Annotated in this window: 17 protein-coding genes; 6 read left to right on the top strand and 11 right to left on the bottom strand. The window is 71.1% G+C overall.

Features of this window, described 5'->3' with window-relative positions:
• Positions 1–293: 293 nt before the first annotated feature.
• Positions 294–731 (top strand): hypothetical protein, encoded by a 438-nt coding sequence (locus EDF48_RS07370; protein WP_131879050.1) that lies wholly within the window; start codon positions 294–296, stop codon positions 729–731.
• A 28-nt stretch (positions 732–759) separates the two neighbouring features.
• Here EDF48_RS07370 and EDF48_RS07365 read toward each other — a convergent pair whose 3' ends face one another.
• A complete protein-coding gene (locus EDF48_RS07365; RefSeq protein ID WP_123340324.1) occupies positions 760–1,380 on the bottom strand; it encodes a hypothetical protein in 621 nt (206 codons plus the stop codon).
• Between the two features lie 267 nt (positions 1,381–1,647).
• Entirely contained in the window at positions 1,648–3,102 is a 1,455-nt protein-coding gene (locus EDF48_RS07360) for an APC family permease (RefSeq protein WP_123292412.1), read from the bottom strand.
• Between the two features lie 98 nt (positions 3,103–3,200).
• On the opposite strand from EDF48_RS07360, the gene EDF48_RS07355 reads away from it, so the two are divergent.
• Positions 3,201–3,629: a hypothetical protein gene (locus tag EDF48_RS07355; RefSeq protein ID WP_131846299.1), complete on the top strand. Its 429-nt coding sequence runs from the start codon at positions 3,201–3,203 to the stop codon at positions 3,627–3,629.
• Positions 3,630–3,651: 22 nt separating this feature from the next.
• On the opposite strand, the gene EDF48_RS07350 is transcribed toward EDF48_RS07355, so the two are convergent.
• Entirely contained in the window at positions 3,652–4,272 is a 621-nt protein-coding gene (locus EDF48_RS07350) for a uracil-DNA glycosylase (protein ID WP_131879048.1), read from the bottom strand.
• A gap of 1 nt (position 4,273) precedes the next feature.
• Positions 4,274–5,491, bottom strand: a complete 1,218-nt coding sequence (locus EDF48_RS07345) for a glycosyltransferase (RefSeq protein WP_131846297.1) — start codon at positions 5,489–5,491, stop codon at positions 4,274–4,276.
• A 76-nt stretch (positions 5,492–5,567) separates the two neighbouring features.
• Between EDF48_RS07345 and EDF48_RS07340 the strand changes: the two genes are divergently transcribed.
• A complete protein-coding gene (locus EDF48_RS07340; RefSeq protein ID WP_131846296.1) occupies positions 5,568–5,759 on the top strand; it encodes an antitoxin VbhA family protein in 192 nt (63 codons plus the stop codon).
• The gene (locus EDF48_RS07335; RefSeq protein WP_131846295.1) at positions 5,756–6,355 is read left to right on the top strand and encodes a Fic family protein; all 600 of its coding nucleotides are present in this window, start codon (positions 5,756–5,758) and stop codon (positions 6,353–6,355) included. Before EDF48_RS07340 ends, EDF48_RS07335 begins: the two co-directional genes overlap by 4 nt.
• On the opposite strand, the gene EDF48_RS07330 is transcribed toward EDF48_RS07335, so the two are convergent.
• Positions 6,337–7,194, bottom strand: a complete 858-nt coding sequence (locus tag EDF48_RS07330) for a DUF429 domain-containing protein (protein ID WP_131846294.1) — start codon at positions 7,192–7,194, stop codon at positions 6,337–6,339. The two genes, EDF48_RS07335 and EDF48_RS07330, sit on opposite strands and share 19 nt — an antisense overlap.
• Before the next feature lie 32 nt (positions 7,195–7,226).
• On the opposite strand from EDF48_RS07330, the gene ligD reads away from it, so the two are divergent.
• Positions 7,227–8,246 carry a non-homologous end-joining DNA ligase gene (gene ligD / locus EDF48_RS07325; protein ID WP_131846293.1) on the top strand — a complete coding sequence of 340 codons (1,020 nt, stop codon included), beginning with the start codon at positions 7,227–7,229 and terminating at the stop codon, positions 8,244–8,246.
• A 19-nt stretch (positions 8,247–8,265) separates the two neighbouring features.
• Here ligD and EDF48_RS19045 read toward each other — a convergent pair whose 3' ends face one another.
• The 3 genes from EDF48_RS19045 to EDF48_RS07320 all read right to left on the bottom strand — a co-directional run bounded on the left by EDF48_RS19045 (position 8,266) and on the right by EDF48_RS07320 (position 9,749).
• Positions 8,266–8,409 carry a hypothetical protein gene (locus EDF48_RS19045; protein WP_165901405.1) on the bottom strand — a complete coding sequence of 48 codons (144 nt, stop codon included), beginning with the start codon at positions 8,407–8,409 and terminating at the stop codon, positions 8,266–8,268.
• Positions 8,406–8,567: a hypothetical protein gene (locus tag EDF48_RS19040; protein WP_159573681.1), complete on the bottom strand. Its 162-nt coding sequence runs from the start codon at positions 8,565–8,567 to the stop codon at positions 8,406–8,408. Before EDF48_RS19040 ends, EDF48_RS19045 begins: the two co-directional genes overlap by 4 nt.
• 138 nt (positions 8,568–8,705) lie before the next feature.
• On the bottom strand, positions 8,706–9,749 hold the full coding sequence (locus EDF48_RS07320; protein WP_131846292.1) for an ATP-dependent DNA ligase: 1,044 nt from the start codon (positions 9,747–9,749) through the stop codon (positions 8,706–8,708).
• A 169-nt stretch (positions 9,750–9,918) separates the two neighbouring features.
• Here EDF48_RS07320 and EDF48_RS07315 point away from each other — a divergent pair, with 169 nt between their 5' ends.
• A complete protein-coding gene (locus EDF48_RS07315) occupies positions 9,919–10,962 on the top strand; it encodes an MBL fold metallo-hydrolase (protein WP_165932340.1) in 1,044 nt (347 codons plus the stop codon).
• Positions 10,963–10,979: 17 nt separating this feature from the next.
• Here the strand turns inward: EDF48_RS07315 and EDF48_RS07310 are convergent, their stop codons facing one another.
• The 3 genes from EDF48_RS07310 to EDF48_RS07300 all read right to left on the bottom strand — a co-directional run bounded on the left by EDF48_RS07310 (position 10,980) and on the right by EDF48_RS07300 (position 15,488).
• Entirely contained in the window at positions 10,980–11,612 is a 633-nt protein-coding gene (locus tag EDF48_RS07310; RefSeq protein ID WP_111086856.1) for an NAD(P)H-dependent oxidoreductase, read from the bottom strand.
• 161 nt (positions 11,613–11,773) lie between these two features.
• Positions 11,774–13,435, bottom strand: a complete 1,662-nt coding sequence (locus EDF48_RS07305; RefSeq protein WP_131879044.1) for a putative Ig domain-containing protein — start codon at positions 13,433–13,435, stop codon at positions 11,774–11,776.
• Positions 13,436–13,655: 220 nt separating this feature from the next.
• A complete protein-coding gene (locus EDF48_RS07300; RefSeq protein ID WP_131846288.1) occupies positions 13,656–15,488 on the bottom strand; it encodes a hypothetical protein in 1,833 nt (610 codons plus the stop codon).
• Positions 15,489–15,552 lie beyond the last annotated feature (64 nt).

Raw genomic sequence — 15,552 nt, 5'->3', positions numbered from 1 at the left:
GTGGCGCTGCCGTCCCGAGGTTCCGAAATCTCGGCATGTCGGCGCCCTGTTCGTCGAGGTCTGGAACCTCGGCGATCAGCGTGCGGCAGGTCGTGGAACCTCGCCGAGCCGGTCAGGTTCGGACTGGAGGCCCGTCCGGCGTCCTTCTCGCGCTGGTCGAACCCGTGCACCGCGACGACCGCGGGGGCGTCGGGATCGCCGAAGTTCCTCCACAGGTGGCTGCGGCGGCGAGGTTGTCCACAGATGCGCACGGCGGCCGTCGGTCGGCGGGCCGGGTTCGCGACGCTGGAGTCATGCCTGACACCGACACCCTCGACCGCCTGATCCGAACCCCTGTCCGTACCGACGACGACGTCGTCCAACTCGTCGCCGCCCTGGTCGACCGCCCGGTGCGCCGGCAGTGCTGGGTGGTGTTCCTCGACGAGCTCGGGATGTCGATCCCGTTCCTGCTGCCCATCGCGGACCTGCCCTACCAACCGGACGAGCACGTCAGCGACTTCGCGTCGTTGATCTCCGAGATCGTCGGGCAGCTCGGCGCGGTCGACGTCGTCCTCGCGTGGGAGCGGCCCGGTGTCGACCGCGTGCACCCGGTCGACTGGGAGTGGGTCGACGCGTGCGCCTGCGCCCTCGACGAGCACGCGATCCGGCTGCGCGCGCAGGTCATCGTCCACGACGGCGGTGCCGCGATGATCGAACTCGACGAGCACGACCAGGACCAGGAAGTCGCGTGAGCGTCGGGGCCGGCGGTCGCGTGCCCGGTCAGCCCTGCGGGGCGGTGTCCGGCACGGTCTCGCCTGTCAGCCCCTCGACGACGGCCTTCGCCGCGGGCCAGGACTTCGCGTAGTGCTCGGGGTCCGAGTTGATCTGCACCGCGTGCGCCATCTGCGTCGGCGTCATCGTCTTCCAACCGGGGACCTTGACGAGCTTCGCGTAGAACATCGACGCCGCAGTGTACGGGTCCATCCGCTGCTCGTACGTGCCCCAGGCGCCGTTGTCGCGCTGCTGAAACAGGCCGCGGCTGTCCGGTCCCGCGGCGTCGCCGTGGTCCAGGTTCACCAGGCTCGACTCGCCGATCGCCGTCATGACCCCGACGGCCTGGGTGTGCGGTCCGATGCCGACCGCCTTCGCGGCCTGGATCACCGACGCGGCGTTCACCAGACGGTCCTGGCAGAAGCCCGCGATGGGGCCGGCGGGGACGACCATGCCGCCGACGGTCTTCGAGGCGACCTTCGGGCACGTGGGGGTGGCGTCGGCGGCGCTGGACTTCGCGATGCCGGCGATCGAGTTCACCGCGATCACGACGAGCACCACGACCCCGATCCCGACGACCACGATGCCGGCGCCGAACACCGACGCGAGCGTGATGCCGACACGGCGCATGACGGGACCTCTCGGCGGACGGGGCGGGGCAGGCGGAGCACGACGAGCGTACGGGCGCCGCCTGGGAACCGCACCCGCCCGATCGGGGGTCGCTGTGACGCACTGACGGTCCTGGTGCACCGAACACGGGGTTCGTGCACCAGGACCGTCAGCCGCGACGTCAGCGTCGGCGTCGGCGCGACCTGCTCCGACCCCATCCGCCGGCGGACAGGGAGATGAGCGCGATGGCGGCGATGACGATCGTCCAGATGACGGCGGTCGCGTCCATCAGACGTCGCGGTGGTCGTGCGGCGGGTGCTGCACCTTCGTCGGTTCGGTGACCAGGCCGGTCGGGGCCTTCTCGGGCTGCTTGCGACCGTGCGTGAACCAGGTCAGGATCCACAGCAGCACACCCAGGGCCAGCAGCGCACCGGCGATCTGGTACTGCTGCGGGTCACGGCCGGACGAGAACGGCAGCACGAGCCACAGACACGTGATGATGCCGATGACGGGGATGATCACGCCGGCTCGGAAGTGCTTGTGGTCGACCTTGTCGCGGCGGAGCACGAGCACCGTCAGGTTCACGACGGCGAACACGGTGAGCAGCAGGAGCGAGGTCGTGCCACCGAGGACCACCACGATCGGGGAGTCCGGGTCGAGCGAGACCCAGCCGATGAGCAGCAGGGAGATCGCGGTGGTGAAGACGATCGCGTTCGACGGCGTGCGACGGGCGGGGGAGATGCGGGCCAGGAAGCCCGGCAGCACGCCCTGCTTGCTCATGCCGTACAGCAGTCGCGACGCCATCATCATGTTGATCAGGGCGGTGTTGGCCACGGCGAACATCGAGATGAACGGCAGCAGGTCGGCGATCGGGAAGTCCGGGGCGGCGGTCTGCACGACGGTCACGAGCGGGGTCTCGTTGCCGGCGAGCTCACCGATCGGCACGACGGCGACGGCGCAGATCGACACGAGCGTGTAGATCACGGCCGTGATGCCGAGGCCGGTGAGCATCACCTTCGGGAAGATGCGCGAGGGGTCCTTGGTCTCCTCGGCCATGTTCACCGAGTCCTCGAAGCCGACCATCGCGAAGAACGCCAGCGACGTCGCCGTGGAGATCGACATGAGCAGGGTCTTGTCCTCCGGGGTCTCGAACATCACCACCCGTGAGAAGTCCGCGTTGCCACCCGCGATCGCCCAGAAGCCGATCAGGATCACCATGACGAGACCGGACAGCTCGACCAGGGTGAGGACCACGTTCGTCTTCACGCTCTCACTGACACCGCGGAAGTTGATCGCCATCACCGCGAGCATGAAGCCCATGGCGATGAGCATCACGACGGCGTTCGGCAACTCGAGGCCGAACCCGACACCGAGGTTGGCGGCGAACGCCCGCGACGCCGTCGACGCCGAGGTGATGCCGGAACACATCACGATGAAGGTCACGATGAAGGTGATGAAGTGGACGCCGAACGCCTTGTGCACGTAGAGCGCAGCGCCCGCGGTCTGCGGGTACTTCGTCACGAGTTCCAGGTACGAGAACGCCGTCAGCAGGGCGACCGCGAAGGCGATGAGGAAGGGGAGCCACGCTGCTCCTCCGACCTCTGCCGCGACCTGACCGGTGAGCGCGTAGACACCCGTTCCCAGGATGTCGCCGACGATGAACAGCAGCAGGAGCTTGGGACCGATGACCCTGCGGAGCTCGGGCTGCTCCTGCTGTGGTCGGTCCGTCTTGGTGGTGGCCATGCGTCACCCTTGCGCGCGAGACGCCTTGCTGTCTAGTCCCACAGGAAGGTTTCTCGCGATCGCAACACGGTCGCTCGGCGACGGATACTCTCCGGGCCATGGACCACGAGTCGAACACCACCGAAGAGCCCGTCGAGTTCGCCGACTTCAACGCGAAGCTGCTGGTGCTCGACGTCCTCTGCTACGACCTCGACGTCCTCGACCCCTACGACCCGGAGGCTGCCGACGAGACGGACGAGGACCTCGACGTCGACGGCCAGGACGACCGGGCCCGTGAGTACTACGACGACCTGGAACTCCTGCCGTCGCACCTGTCGCTCGTCACGGAGCTCACCGTCGACACCGACCTCGAGGTGCTCCAGGACGTACACCCCGGGTGGGAGGGCTCCGACGACCGCTTCGACCCGCAGAACTGGGACGACGTCCTCGACCTGCCGGCCCTCCGCACCGTGTACGCAGCTGCGCCGCTGCCCGCCCACGTCGCCGAGGCCCTGGCCGCGAAGGGCGTCGAGGTCCGCTCAGCCTGACCGGAGGGACCGGCACGGGGAACTACAGCGAGCGGTCCAACGCTCGGAGCTGCTCGGTGAACTGCTTCGCGCCACCCTGCGCAGGGTGCCGGACGGCGATCGCCTCGATGCCGGCCAACGCGAGCGCACCCTGGGCCTTCCGGCCCACCGCGACCACCCGGACCCGGTCGACGCCACCGAGTGCCTCGAGCAGCGCGAGGGCGACCGGTGCTCCCGACCGCACCTCGGCCGGACGGGGTGTGCGGTTCGTCAGCCGGTCCGGGGCGACGAACGGGTGGTGCGGGAAGATCGCCCACGCCACGGGGAGCGGCCCGGCCCAGTCGGACAGTGCCGCCTGCACGACGCGCGATGAGGCCTCCCACGGGGCGGTCGGCTCCGGCGGCACCAGGTAGTCGTCGCCGAACCGGTCCGTCTCGAGCTCGCGCATGCTCGTGAACGGGATGCCGGTGTTCGTCATGCCCCGCCACCCGGGTGCCTCGGCCACGAGCAGGGTGTCCGCCGCCGGCCCGAACTGCTCCAGGTACCGCTGCAGGTTCGATCGCCGCAACCGCCCCTCGGCCGAACCGAGGTCGTAGAGCGCCTCGGCGTCCGCCTCCACCGGCACGGCGTCGAGCGCTGCCCAGAACGCGTCGAACGCCGTCATCTCACGATCCGACCCGCGACCCGCTGCCGAGCACCCGGCGGTACACGTCCTCGAGCCCCGAAGCCGATCGTTCCCAGCTCAGACGCTCCGCGTGCTCGCGCCCGGCCGAGGACAGCGCGGCCGCGTACCCGGAGTCGGTCAGGATCCGCTCGATCTCGGCGGCCCACACCGACGGCTCACGGGACTCGAGCACGACACCCGTCTCACCGTCGACCACGGCCTCACGCAGGCCCCCGGCAGCCGCGGCCACGACCGGCACCCCGGACGCCGAGCCCTCCAGCGCCACGAGCCCGTACGTCTCGGAGTGCGACGGCACCAGCACGGCTGCCGCGCCACGGAACAGGAACGCCAGGTCGGCACGCGACTGCGGCCCGATGAAGGTGACGCGGTCGGCGATGCCACGCGCGGCGGCGAGCCGACGCAGTTCGTCCACGTAGTCACCCGCCTCGCTCGAAGCATCCCCTGCGATGACCAAGGTGGGACGGGCCTCCTGGCTGATGCCCGCGATCGCCTCGATTGCCAGGTCGAGCCCCTTCAACGGCTGCACGCGAGCCGCCGCGACGACGTAGGGCGTGGCGGCCCGGCGCGCACCGGCGGCCGCCGGACGGAAGACCGACCCGTCGACCCCGGGCGGCACGATCCAGATCCGCGCGTCGGCACCGCCGAGCCGCGTCCGGACAGTCGACGCCTCGGCTTCGGACACCACGACGACCGCATCGGACTCACGCGCCAGCTGCTGCTCGCCCGTGATGCGCCCGGCGGACTCTGGCCGCTCACCCTCGGACAACGGCGTCTCGGGGTCGGCGGCGATCGAGTGGAACGACTGCACGTGCGGGATGCCGCGCTGACGGGCGACCGGCAGGGCAGCGGCACCGGAGAACCAGTGGTGCGAGTGCAGGACGTCGAACGGCCCGAGCTGCTCGAGCTCGTGGCGGAACGGCTCGATGAACGCGTCGTGCTCACCCTTCGGCACCGGCTCCGCCGGACCCGCCGACAGGAACCGCAGGCACACACCCGGCACGAGCGACACCGAGTCCGGCTGCGTCGGCGCCGAACGCCGCGTGATGATGTCGACGTGGTGGCCACGATCGGCCAGCGCCTCGGCCTGGTGCCGGACGACGACGTTCATGCCGCCGACCTCGCCCGAGCCGGGTTCGTCTCCGGGGGAGGTGTGCAGCGACACCAGCCCGATGTGCAGGGGTTCGCTCGTCGTGCTCACCGGTCAACCCTAGCCGCGCGTCGGTGCGTCCACCCGGCTCTGGAGCGCAAGGGCTCGACCGCGTAGAATCGGTCTCATGGCCAAGCGAGTCGTTCGAACCGTCAGTGGCGCCGAGCGCGCCAAGCGGTCGCACGCCGTGGCGGCGGTAATCCACTCCGGTCGACTCGAAGGGTTCGAGGACAACCCCGAGTGGATTCAGTACATGAGCCGCTTCGCACGGGGTGAGATCAGCCGCGAGGAGCTCCGGGCCTTCGCACACCGCCGGTGAGTCGACCGGTCGGCGGTTACCACGACGAGAACTTCGTTCTGCGGAACAAGTTCGGAGCGACGAGCAGAGCCGCACTCGCGGCACTCGAAGTGCCTGAGGTGCAAGACCGCGAACTCGACTTGCTGCTCGGCGAGGTCCGCGGTCTCCGCGGTCTCCGACCATCGCAGCGGATTCGACGAATCCACGCCCACCTCTTCCAGGACGTCTACGAGTGGGCTGGCGAGTACCGTCTCGACGGCATCGCGAAGAACCCGGACGAACCTTTCCTGCCTCCCCAACTCATCGCTCCGCGGATGGCCCAGCTCGACGGCGAGTTGGCTGGCGGGGGAGAGATGCTGAAGCGGCCGCTCGACTTCCTCACGGAGCAGTTCGCGACACTCAACTACATCCACCCCTTCATGGAGGGCAACGGTCGAACGCAGCGAGAGTTCTGGCGACAGTACGCCGCTGAGCACGACGTCACGCTCGACTGGCAGCAGGCGACGAAGTCCGAAAACCACTCTGCAGCCCGCCGCTCGATGCTGGGCGATCTCGGTCCACTGCGCGACCTGCTCGCAAAGGTGATCGCTTCAGACGCTCAGCGCGAGCACGACTGACCAATCTGCGGCGGCCTCCGCTGCGACGGGCGCGCAGGCGCCACCACGACCGGCCGGCGGCCCGCCTCGTCCACCGGGTCGGACGGGAGGCCCACATCGCCTCCCAGGATCTGCACGCGTTCGTCCCCGTGCCGCTCCCAGAACGCCGCCGTCCAGGCACACAGGGCACCGTCGAGCAGGTCCTCGCGGTGCTTGTGCGTCGGACCGTGCAGCACTGACGGGTCGGCGAGGCCCGCAGCCAGCGGATGCGAGTCGAGCTGCAACGGCGGGTCGAGCGGGGTCTCGCGCAGGCGCCGGACGAGCTCGTCGAACGCCTCGGCGCGGCGTGCCCGGGCCTCGGCTGCCGGCACCCTGAGGTCCAGGCGCTTGTACCGGGGCCGCTCGACGTCGTACCCGAGCTCCTCCACGCCGACCAGGGTCGTGTACGGGTAGCACTCGAACATCGCCGGCCCGGTCCTGGCGTGCATGGATGCCGTGTCGGACACGTACTCGACGCCCAGTGCGGTGAGCCGGTCGAGCAGGCTGGCGCCGGCGCTCGCCGCGGAGGCCTGGTTCGTCGGGTTCGCCGCCACCTTCCACCGGCCGTAGCGCTGCCCGACCTGCCGTTCGGACTCGCGGATGCCGGTCGGGTTCGTCACGACGAGCGAGGCGTCGACGGCGATGAGCGACCGCGGCCCGAGGTGTTCCGCGACCCAGGTCGTGACGTCGTCGACCCCGCGGGCCCATCCGGCATCGGTGATCGTGCCGTCGGACTCCATCGCGACCAGTCCGGTCTCGTTCGGGGCACGGCTCGCGGTGCCGAGCCCCCACGCCAGGTCCACTCCGAGGTACGCGCTCACTCGTCCATCGTGCACCGAGTACCTTCCGCTGCATGGCGAGCGAAGCGACGACGGTGCGGGTACCCGGGCCCGACGGGGACCGCGAGGTCCGGATCAGCAGTCCCTCGCGCGTGCTCTGGCCGGAGGCCGGGATCACCAAGGCCGACCTCGCCGAGTACCTGGTGACCGTGGGCGACGCCTTCGTCCGGGCCAACGGCGACCGGCCCATCTCGCTGCAGCGGTTCCCCGGCGGCGTCGACGGCGAGCAGTTCTTCTCGAAGAACCCGCCGAAGGGCGCCCCGGTGTACGTGCGGTCGGTCACGGTGACGTACCCGAGCGGCCGGAAGCACCCGCAGCTCGTCATCGACGAGCCGGCCGTCGCGGTGTGGGCCGCGCAGATGAACACCGTGGTCTTCCACCCGTGGGCGTCGCGCGCCGAGGACAGCGACCACCCGGACCAGCTCCGCATCGACCTCGACCCGCAGCCCGGCACGGACTTCTCGGATACGGTGCCCGTGGCGCAGGAACTCCGGAAGGTCCTGGACGAAGCGGGTCTGACGGCGTGGATCAAGACGAGCGGCAACCGCGGTCTGCACGTGTTCGCCCCGATCGCACCCGAGCACGAGTTCCTCGACGTCCGGCACGCCGTGATCGCCGCCGCCCGAGAACTCGAACGGCGGATGCCCGACCTGGTCACGACGGCGTGGTGGAAGGAGGAGCGAGGCCAGCGGGTCTTCGTCGACTTCAACCAGGCGAACCGTGACCGGACGATGGCCGGTGCCTACAGTCCACGGGCTCTCGCGCACGCCTCGGTGTCGACGCCGATCACGTGGGACGAGCTGCCGACCGCGGACCCGACGACCTTCACGATCCGGACCGTCCCCGAACGCTTGGCGACGATCGGCGACCCGTGGCAGGCGATGCACGACGAGCCAGCGAGCATCGCGCCGCTGCTGGCGTGGTGGGAGCGCGACCTGGAGAACGGCGAGGGTGAACTGCCGTTCCCGCCGGACTTCCCGAAGATGCCCGGCGAGCCGCCGCGTGTGCAACCGTCCCGAGCCAAGAAACCCTGAGTCGGGTCAGCGGGGACCGTCAGACGGAGGGCAGGGTGTCCGTCGAGCGGTCGGGGTCGTCGACGCGCGACGTCTGCATCGGCAGCCCGACGCTCGCCGTGTGCAGGCGGGTCAGGCGCGACCAGGTGCCGCGGTGCGCGTCGCTGATGCCGTCGACGATCACGAGCCCAGGCCGATCGTGACGAGTGCGAGCGCGGTGGCGGTCACGCCGGCGATGGCGCTGATGACCGCACTGAGCTGCAGGGTGCGCTGGCGGCGTGCCTCGCGTACCTCGGTGAAGGGGTTCCGCTGCGAGTGGCGGACAAGCGTGCTGGTGCTCATGTCGATCCGCTTTCGGTCCTGGGGCTCCCGGGATGGGTGCCTCGTGGTGCTGATCACCATCGTGGCAGCGTTTCGCTAGTTCGACTAACTACTTTCCTGCGATCACGGGGAAGACGACGAAAAACGGACAACCACGCGTCAGGACAGGACATCCCGCAGGTCGTACGCCGACGGCACCTCGAGCTGGTCGAACCCGCACGACGCCGCGTCGCGGTCCGGACGCCACCGTTCGAACTGCACCGTGTGCCGGAACCGGTCGCCCTCCATCTGGTCGTACCGGACCTCGAGCACGACTTCCGGCGCCAGCCGGACGAACGACGTGTCGCGACCCGACGAGAACCGCGAGCGTTCCCCGTCACCGGTGACGGGCCTCCCGTCCGCATCGCGGAGCACGACGGGCTCGAGCTCGTCGACCAGGGCGAGCCGGCGCTTGTCGGAGAAGGCGGAGACGCCGCCGACCTGGCGGAGCTCACCGTCGTCGCCGTACAGCCCGACGAGCAGCGACCCGACGCCCGAGCCGCTCTTGTGCACGCGGTACCCGATCGCGACGACGTCGGCCGTCCGGTGGTGCTTGATCTTGAGCATGGTCCGCTTGCCCGGTTCGTACGGCTTGGCCCGGCGCTTGGCGACGACGCCGTCGAGTCCGGCGCCCTCGAAGGTGGTGAGCCACTCGCGTGCCTGGTCGACGTCGAGTGTGGTGCGCGTGACGAACAGCGGGTCGGACATGCCGCTCGCGAGCTGTTCCAGCCGGTCACGTCGTTCGTCGAACGGCAGGTCGACCAGCTCGTCGCCGTCCGCTGCGAGCAGGTCGAACGCGACGAACTGCGCGGGCGTCTCGGCGCTGAGCTTCGCGATCCGCGAGGCCGCCGGGTGGATGCGCTGCGACAGTGCCTCCCAGTCGAGGCGCTCGGCTCCGGGCTCGCCCGAGCGAAGGATCACCTCGCCGTCGAGCACCACCGGGTGGTCACGGCCGCCGAACTGCGCGCGGAAGGCCTCGACGAGTTCGGGGAAGTAGCGCGTGAGCGGCTTCGCCCCGCGGCTGCCGATCTCGACGTCGTCGCCGTCGATCGTCACGATGCCGCGGAAGCCGTCCCACTTCGGTTCGTACCGCAGGCCACCGGTCACGCTGTCGGGTTCCGGGACGTCGGCGACGGCCTTGGCCAGCATCGGTGCGATCTCCATGCGTCGTGTCTACTCGGGCGCGGGTGGGGCTTGCGTGGGCGGGGTGTGCGCTTGGTGAGCAGGAATGGTCGGGTCCGGCGCGACGACTCGACCATTTCTGCTCACGAAGTGCGGCCGGGAGGCCCGGATCACCCGGGGCAGGTCGGATCGCGTCAGTAGTGTGGTGCGGGTGACGACCGTGCCCCCGTCGGCAGCGCCGGCTCCGGAACCGATCAGCCCCGTGCAGGCCGCCGCGCTCCGCGACGGCGTCCTGCCGCCCGTCGAACAGGTCCGGCCGGGGATCTGGACCTTCGCGGTGCCGTTCCGGTTCGGGGTGCCCGACGCGACCCTGGTCTACGTGGTGGAGGGGGCGGACGGGTCCCTCGCGCTGATCGATCCCGGGTGGTCGGCCGACGGCGGGCTCGACGAGGTCCGCGCCGCACTGTCGGCGATCGGCCGGTCGCTCGACGACGTGTCCCTCGTGGCCGTGACGCACCTGCACGCCGACCACCTCGGTGCCGCCGCCGCGATCCGCCGAGCGACCGGTGCACGGGTCGCGATGCACGGGCTCGAAGTGGACACCCTCGACCGCGAGCGCACCGACGCGGTGCAGAACGACGCCGACATCGCCACGTGGGGCCTGCCGCCCGAGCTGCACGACGGCGTCGTCGCGGCCTGGGGGAGCGGACGACGGATCGGGCTCGGGCGGAGCGAGGCGCCCTACGCCGACCTGCTGCTGGCCGACGGCGACGTGCTGCCGATCCCGGGGCGCACCATCCGGACGCTCTGGACGCCCGGGCACACCGCCGGGCACGTGTGCTTCGTCGACGAGCCGGGCGGGCTGCTGTTCACCGGTGACCACGTGCTGCCGCGGATCAACTCCGGGATCGGCCTCGGTGGTCGGACCGCCACGAACCCGCTCGGTGACTACCTGGCGTCGCTCGGCCGACTCGACGTGTACGCCGGGCTCGAGGCTTGCCCGGGCCACGAGTACCGGTTCGCCGACGTCGTCGCCCGCGCGCAGACGTTGGCTCGACACCGCGAGGAGCGGTCGCGGCACGTCGCCGAAGCACTCGACCTGCTCGACCGGCCCACGCTGTTCGAGGTCGCCGCCCGCGTGCCGTACAGCGGCGGGATCGAGTCGATGACCGGGTTCCTGCTCGCGAGCGCGCTGACGCAGACGGCGTTCCACGCCGAGCTGCTCGGCCGGTCCGGCGAGGTCCGCCCCGCCTGACCGTTCGCGTCCTGACGTCAGCCGAGCGTGGTGGCCAGGCGCTCGATCGTCGTCTTCGCGTCGGCGAGCTCGGCGGACGCGTGCTCGGCGAGCGGGGCGAGGTCGGGCAGCCGGTCGGCCAGGGTCGCACTGACCGTGATCGGGTAGAGCTTCATGCCGAGCGCCGTGCCGAGGATGAGGTGCAGGACCGGCGAGCCGTGGTCCCAGTCCTCGGTCGGGGTGCCGGCGTCGTACGTCGCACCGCGGCTGACCACGGTCACGACCGGACGGCCGGCCAGGGGCTGCACGTCGCCCGCCAGGACCCCGGGGATGTGGATGCGGTCGATCCAGGCCTTGAGCGTCGACGGCACCGTGTAGTTGTACAGCGGGGACCCGACGACCACGACGTCGGCGGCGAGGAGTTCGTCGATGACCTCCTGGCGCAGTGCCTCGGCCTCGGGAGCGACGGACTCGTCCGCGGTGCGGTCCGCTGCCGCCCAGTGCAGCGCCGAGGTCTCGAGGTGCGGGAGCTGGTCGACGTGCAGGTCGCGGCGGACCACCGTGTACTCCGGTCCGCGTGCGCGCCACGCATCGGCGAACGCGGCGGTCAGCGCGCGCGAACGGGAGTGGGAGAGGTCGGCCGAGGAGTCGATGTGCAGCAGCGTGGGCATGGTGCCCACGCTACCGACGGTGGGACGGAAACGGCCCCGCCGCCCCGGGGAGGCGGACAGGCGGGGCCGAGCCGGGCCTCCCGTCCGTCACGCGGGCACGCGACGGACGGGAGACGACGGGGGACCGTCAGCGCTGGTCGTACGTCAGCGCTGGTCGTCCGTCAGCGCTGTGCGCGGCGACGGCGCAGGGTGCGGGCGCCGATCAGGCCGGCACCGGCGACGAGCAGACCGAGGGCCCAGGGCAGGGCGCCAGTGGCGTCCGAACCCGTGTAGGCGAGCTGGCCGCCACGGTTCGTCGGGGTGACCGGTGCGGCCGCGGGGACCGGGGTGACCGGAGTGGACACACCGGGCACTGTCGGGACCGCGGTCGGCTGGACGTCCACCGCGAACGAGGTGGTGAAGTCACCGGCCGAGACGGACAGGTTGTGGATCGACGCGTGCGGGAACGTGACGTTCACGAGGCCGAAGAAGCCCAGGTCGGGGTCCGGCGCGATGACGTCGCTCGCCACGTCCGAGGTGACGGTCGGGACGATCGACTCCTCGTTCTCGTCGGTGATCTCGTTGCCGAACACGTCGACCAGGCCGCCGGACACGACGAGCGTCCCGCCCTGCTTGATGGTCGGCCGGCCGCCCTCGACCTCGTTGCCGGTGTAGCCGCCCTCACCGTCGCCCGTGATGGTGAACGTGTAGACCTTGCCCTCCGGGTCGATGATCCAGCTGGTCCGGGTGCTCGTGTCGTCCTCGTCCTCGCCGAGGTCGAACGCACCGGCACGGTCGGTCGTGAAGACGATGATGCCGAGCGGCGCGGCGGCCTCGACGGTCAGGTCGACGTACTGCGTGACGGTCTCGGTGCCGCTCGTCGCGGTGACCGCGAAGGTCCAGTCGGACGCTTCCGTCGAGACGCCGCTGAGCTCACCGGTGGAGGCGTCGAACGTGATGCCGTCCGGGAGCTGCTCGTCGGGCTCCGGGACGTACTCGTCACCGTTCTCGTCGTAGTACGTGGTGTCCTCGAGCTCGTCCTCGTCGAACCACGCGAGCGCGTACTTCGGCTCCGGGAAGCCCTGCGCACGGAAGGTGTGCGAGAACGCGTCACCGGCCGTGGTGCTCAGCTCGAGCGGGTGGTCAGCGTCGGCGCCGGCCTTCGTCGGCTTGCCGTCCTCGCCGAGGAAGGCTGGGGTCTGGCTGACGGGCGCGGTCGCGTCGGAGGTCACCGAGGTCGTCTCGGTGGCGCCGGGCAGGGTGCCGGTCACCGTGACGGTGATCGTCTTGCGCACGTCGGTGGGGTCGATGCGGTAGGTCGCGGTCTTCGACAGGACGTTGCGGTCCTGGTCAGCCCAGACGTACTTGTACGAGGAGTCCTCGTCGAAGCCGGTGACGACGGCGCTCAGGAGGGTGCCGACCTTGGCTGCACCGTCGATGGTGACGGTCGCGTCGGCGGCCTTCGTGGTGACGTCCGGGGTCGGCGTCGCGGTCGGAGCCGGGGTCTCGGCGGCCGGAGCCGTCGTCGCGGGGGTGGTCGGCTCGTCGGCCGGGGTGGTCGCGTCGTCGCTCGGGGTGGGGGCCGGGGTCTCCTCGGCGGGTGCCGGGGCCGGGGTCTCCGTGGTCTCGTCCGCGGGGACAGACGGCTCGTCGGTCGGTGCGGGCGTCTCCGTCGCGACGGGGGCCGTTGTCTCGTTCGAGGAGACGGGCTGCGTCGAGTCGGTCGGCTCGACGGCGCTGGCGGCGGTCGCCGACATGATGCCGAGACCGGTGGTCAGACCGACGAGTGCGACGGTGGTGCCGACGGCGCAAGCGCGACGAACGGCGGAGGTGCTGCGGTGCACGGGTTCCCCCCATGTTCAGGTCCGGCTGGGTGGCCGGATCGTAAGAATCTGCCGAGAGTTTCGGCCTGCTCGGATCGTAGTGCGGCTGCGTGGCCGTTCAGGCGTCGGTGACCGGAATGTGACCATGGTTGGGGGTCCGTGCGGAAACCCGCGTCGGACGGGAGGCCCGTGGCGGATCCGCCACGGGCCTCCCGTCCGTCATCCGGTGCGGTGCACCGCGTCAGGCGCGTCGGCGACGCAGGCGGTGGACGAGCAGGCCGCCGCCGGCGGCCAGCAGGCCGAGCGCCCAGGCGAGCGTGCCGGACGTCTCCGCGCCCGTGAACGCGAGGGTGCCGGTACCGGCCGTCGGGGGCGTGGTGCCGACGGTGGCGGCCGCGGGCTGCACGTCCACGTCGAACGAGGTCGAGACGTCACCGAGTGCGACCGTGATCGTGTGCGGCGACGCGTGCGGGAACGCGACGCGGGGCTCCCACGGGCCGTGGGGGAGCAAGACCTCGTCGCTCGACACCGTGCTCGTGACGACGGGCTGTGCGCCGTCCGACTCCTGCGTGCTGTTCCCGAACGCGTCGAGCGCCGTCACACGGATGGCCATCGTCGAGCCCTGGGCCACCGGGACCGCGTCGAACGGGATCGACTCCCCGCTCTCCGCGAAGACCTCGCGCAGCCCCCGGCCGTCGCGGAGCCAGCCCCTGGGGGACCCGATCGTCCCGACGAGCAGGCTGAGTTCCTCGGTGGCGGCCGGACGGATGGACAGGTGGACGTACTGCGTGGCCGCCCGGGAGCCGTTCATCGCCATGACCTGGAAGTCGTACTCACCGGCCACCGTCGGGGCGCCGCTCAGGACCCCGCTCGTGTCACCGACGGCGATCCCGAGCGGCGCGATCGGGGCTTCGTTGCCCGGGACGGGGAACGCGGTCGCGCCGGTCAGCAGCACGTAGTGGAGCTCGCTCGAGGACCCGGTGGCGGTGAAGGTGCGTTCGACCTGCTCGCCCGCGATCGTCTCGATGCGGATCGGGGACTCCGGCGTCGACTGCTCGTCGAACATGATGGTGTCCGGAGCCGCGGGTTCGCCGGTGCCCTCGGCGCCGACCACCACGTCGAACGCCGTGGAGACGCCGCCCTCCGAGACCGTCACGGTCCGGGTACCGGTCCCGCCGAAGGTCACGGTCGTCGAGGAGTCTCCGTCGTTCCACGTGGCCACGTCGGAGTCGTCCGTGCTGGTGACCGTCGACCGCGGGTAGTCGTCGTCACCGCCGGGGGTGGTCCGGTTGCCGTAGGCGTCGACGGCGAGCCCGGCGAGGGTGAGCGGGGTGTCCTCGGCGACGGGGATGTCCGGCACGATGCGGACTCGGCCCTGCCCGGCGGCCTGCTCCCAGATCGTGCCGTCGGCTTCGACCTGCCAGAGGCCGTCGTAGTCCGGCGTCGCGACCCCGAACGTCACGCCCACGGGGGCACCGGGGGAGACGGTGAGCTCCACGTACTCGGTGATCTGGGTCGAGCCGCTCAACGCGACGACCTCGAAGTCGAACGTGCCGGCCTCTGTCGGGGTGCCGCTCAGGACACCGGTCTCCACGTTGACGCTGTACGCCGCTGACGGGGCGTCCTGGATGGCGTAGCCCACGGTGCCGTTGCCGCCGGTGGTCTCGAAGGTGTGCGAGAACGGGGTGCCGGCGGTCGCGGTGAGGACGAGCGGGGCGTCCGCGGTCGACGGCTCCGTGAACGCCAGGTCGCTGCCGTCGTCGGCGGCGGGCGCAGCGGGCAGTGGGGTCTCCGACTCGTCGGCGGGAGCCGGCGTCGGATCGGGAGTCGTGCCTCCCGGCTGCTCGTCGGGGGCGTCGGTCGGGACGGGCGTCTCGGGCGCCTCGGGCGAGGCGGACGCAGCGGGTGTCGCGGCGCTCGTCGCCACCGGTGTCACGGTGCTGGTCGCGGTCGGTTCCTCGGCGGCGACGGCGGTCGTGGCGCCGATGCCGAGGGCCGACGAGGCGGCGACGATGGCGACGGCGGCGCCGATCGCGGCGACGCGACGCGTAGTGGACGTGCAGGGCTGACTCATGGGATCCCCCTCGGATACCGGACGGGGCACCGAGAAGTGCCCTCACCCAGGAGATGTCGTCGAT

The organism is Curtobacterium sp. PhB191 (assembly GCF_004346515.1).
Taxonomy (GTDB): domain Bacteria; phylum Actinomycetota; class Actinomycetes; order Actinomycetales; family Microbacteriaceae; genus Curtobacterium.
Note: the sequence above shows the minus strand (reverse complement) of the source record. Positions and strands in the feature narration are given on the sequence as shown.

Bases quoted from the DNA above. Each gene is read 5' to 3' on its own strand.
- EDF48_RS07370 (WP_131879050.1), top strand. From the start codon at position 294: ATGCCTGACACCGACACCCTCGACCGCCTGATCCGAACCCCTGTCCGT.
- EDF48_RS07365 (WP_123340324.1), bottom strand. From the start codon at position 1,380: ATGCGCCGTGTCGGCATCACGCTCGCGTCGGTGTTCGGCGCCGGCATC.
- EDF48_RS07360 (WP_123292412.1), bottom strand. From the start codon at position 3,102: ATGGCCACCACCAAGACGGACCGACCACAGCAGGAGCAGCCCGAGCTC.
- EDF48_RS07355 (WP_131846299.1), top strand. From the start codon at position 3,201: ATGGACCACGAGTCGAACACCACCGAAGAGCCCGTCGAGTTCGCCGAC.
- EDF48_RS07350 (WP_131879048.1), bottom strand. From the start codon at position 4,272: ATGACGGCGTTCGACGCGTTCTGGGCAGCGCTCGACGCCGTGCCGGTG.
- EDF48_RS07340 (WP_131846296.1), top strand. From the start codon at position 5,568: ATGGCCAAGCGAGTCGTTCGAACCGTCAGTGGCGCCGAGCGCGCCAAG.
- ligD (WP_131846293.1), top strand. From the start codon at position 7,227: ATGGCGAGCGAAGCGACGACGGTGCGGGTACCCGGGCCCGACGGGGAC.
- EDF48_RS19040 (WP_159573681.1), bottom strand. From the start codon at position 8,567: ATGAGCACCAGCACGCTTGTCCGCCACTCGCAGCGGAACCCCTTCACC.
- EDF48_RS07320 (WP_131846292.1), bottom strand. From the start codon at position 9,749: ATGGAGATCGCACCGATGCTGGCCAAGGCCGTCGCCGACGTCCCGGAA.
- EDF48_RS07310 (WP_111086856.1), bottom strand. From the start codon at position 11,612: ATGCCCACGCTGCTGCACATCGACTCCTCGGCCGACCTCTCCCACTCC.
- EDF48_RS07300 (WP_131846288.1), bottom strand. From the start codon at position 15,488: ATGAGTCAGCCCTGCACGTCCACTACGCGTCGCGTCGCCGCGATCGGC.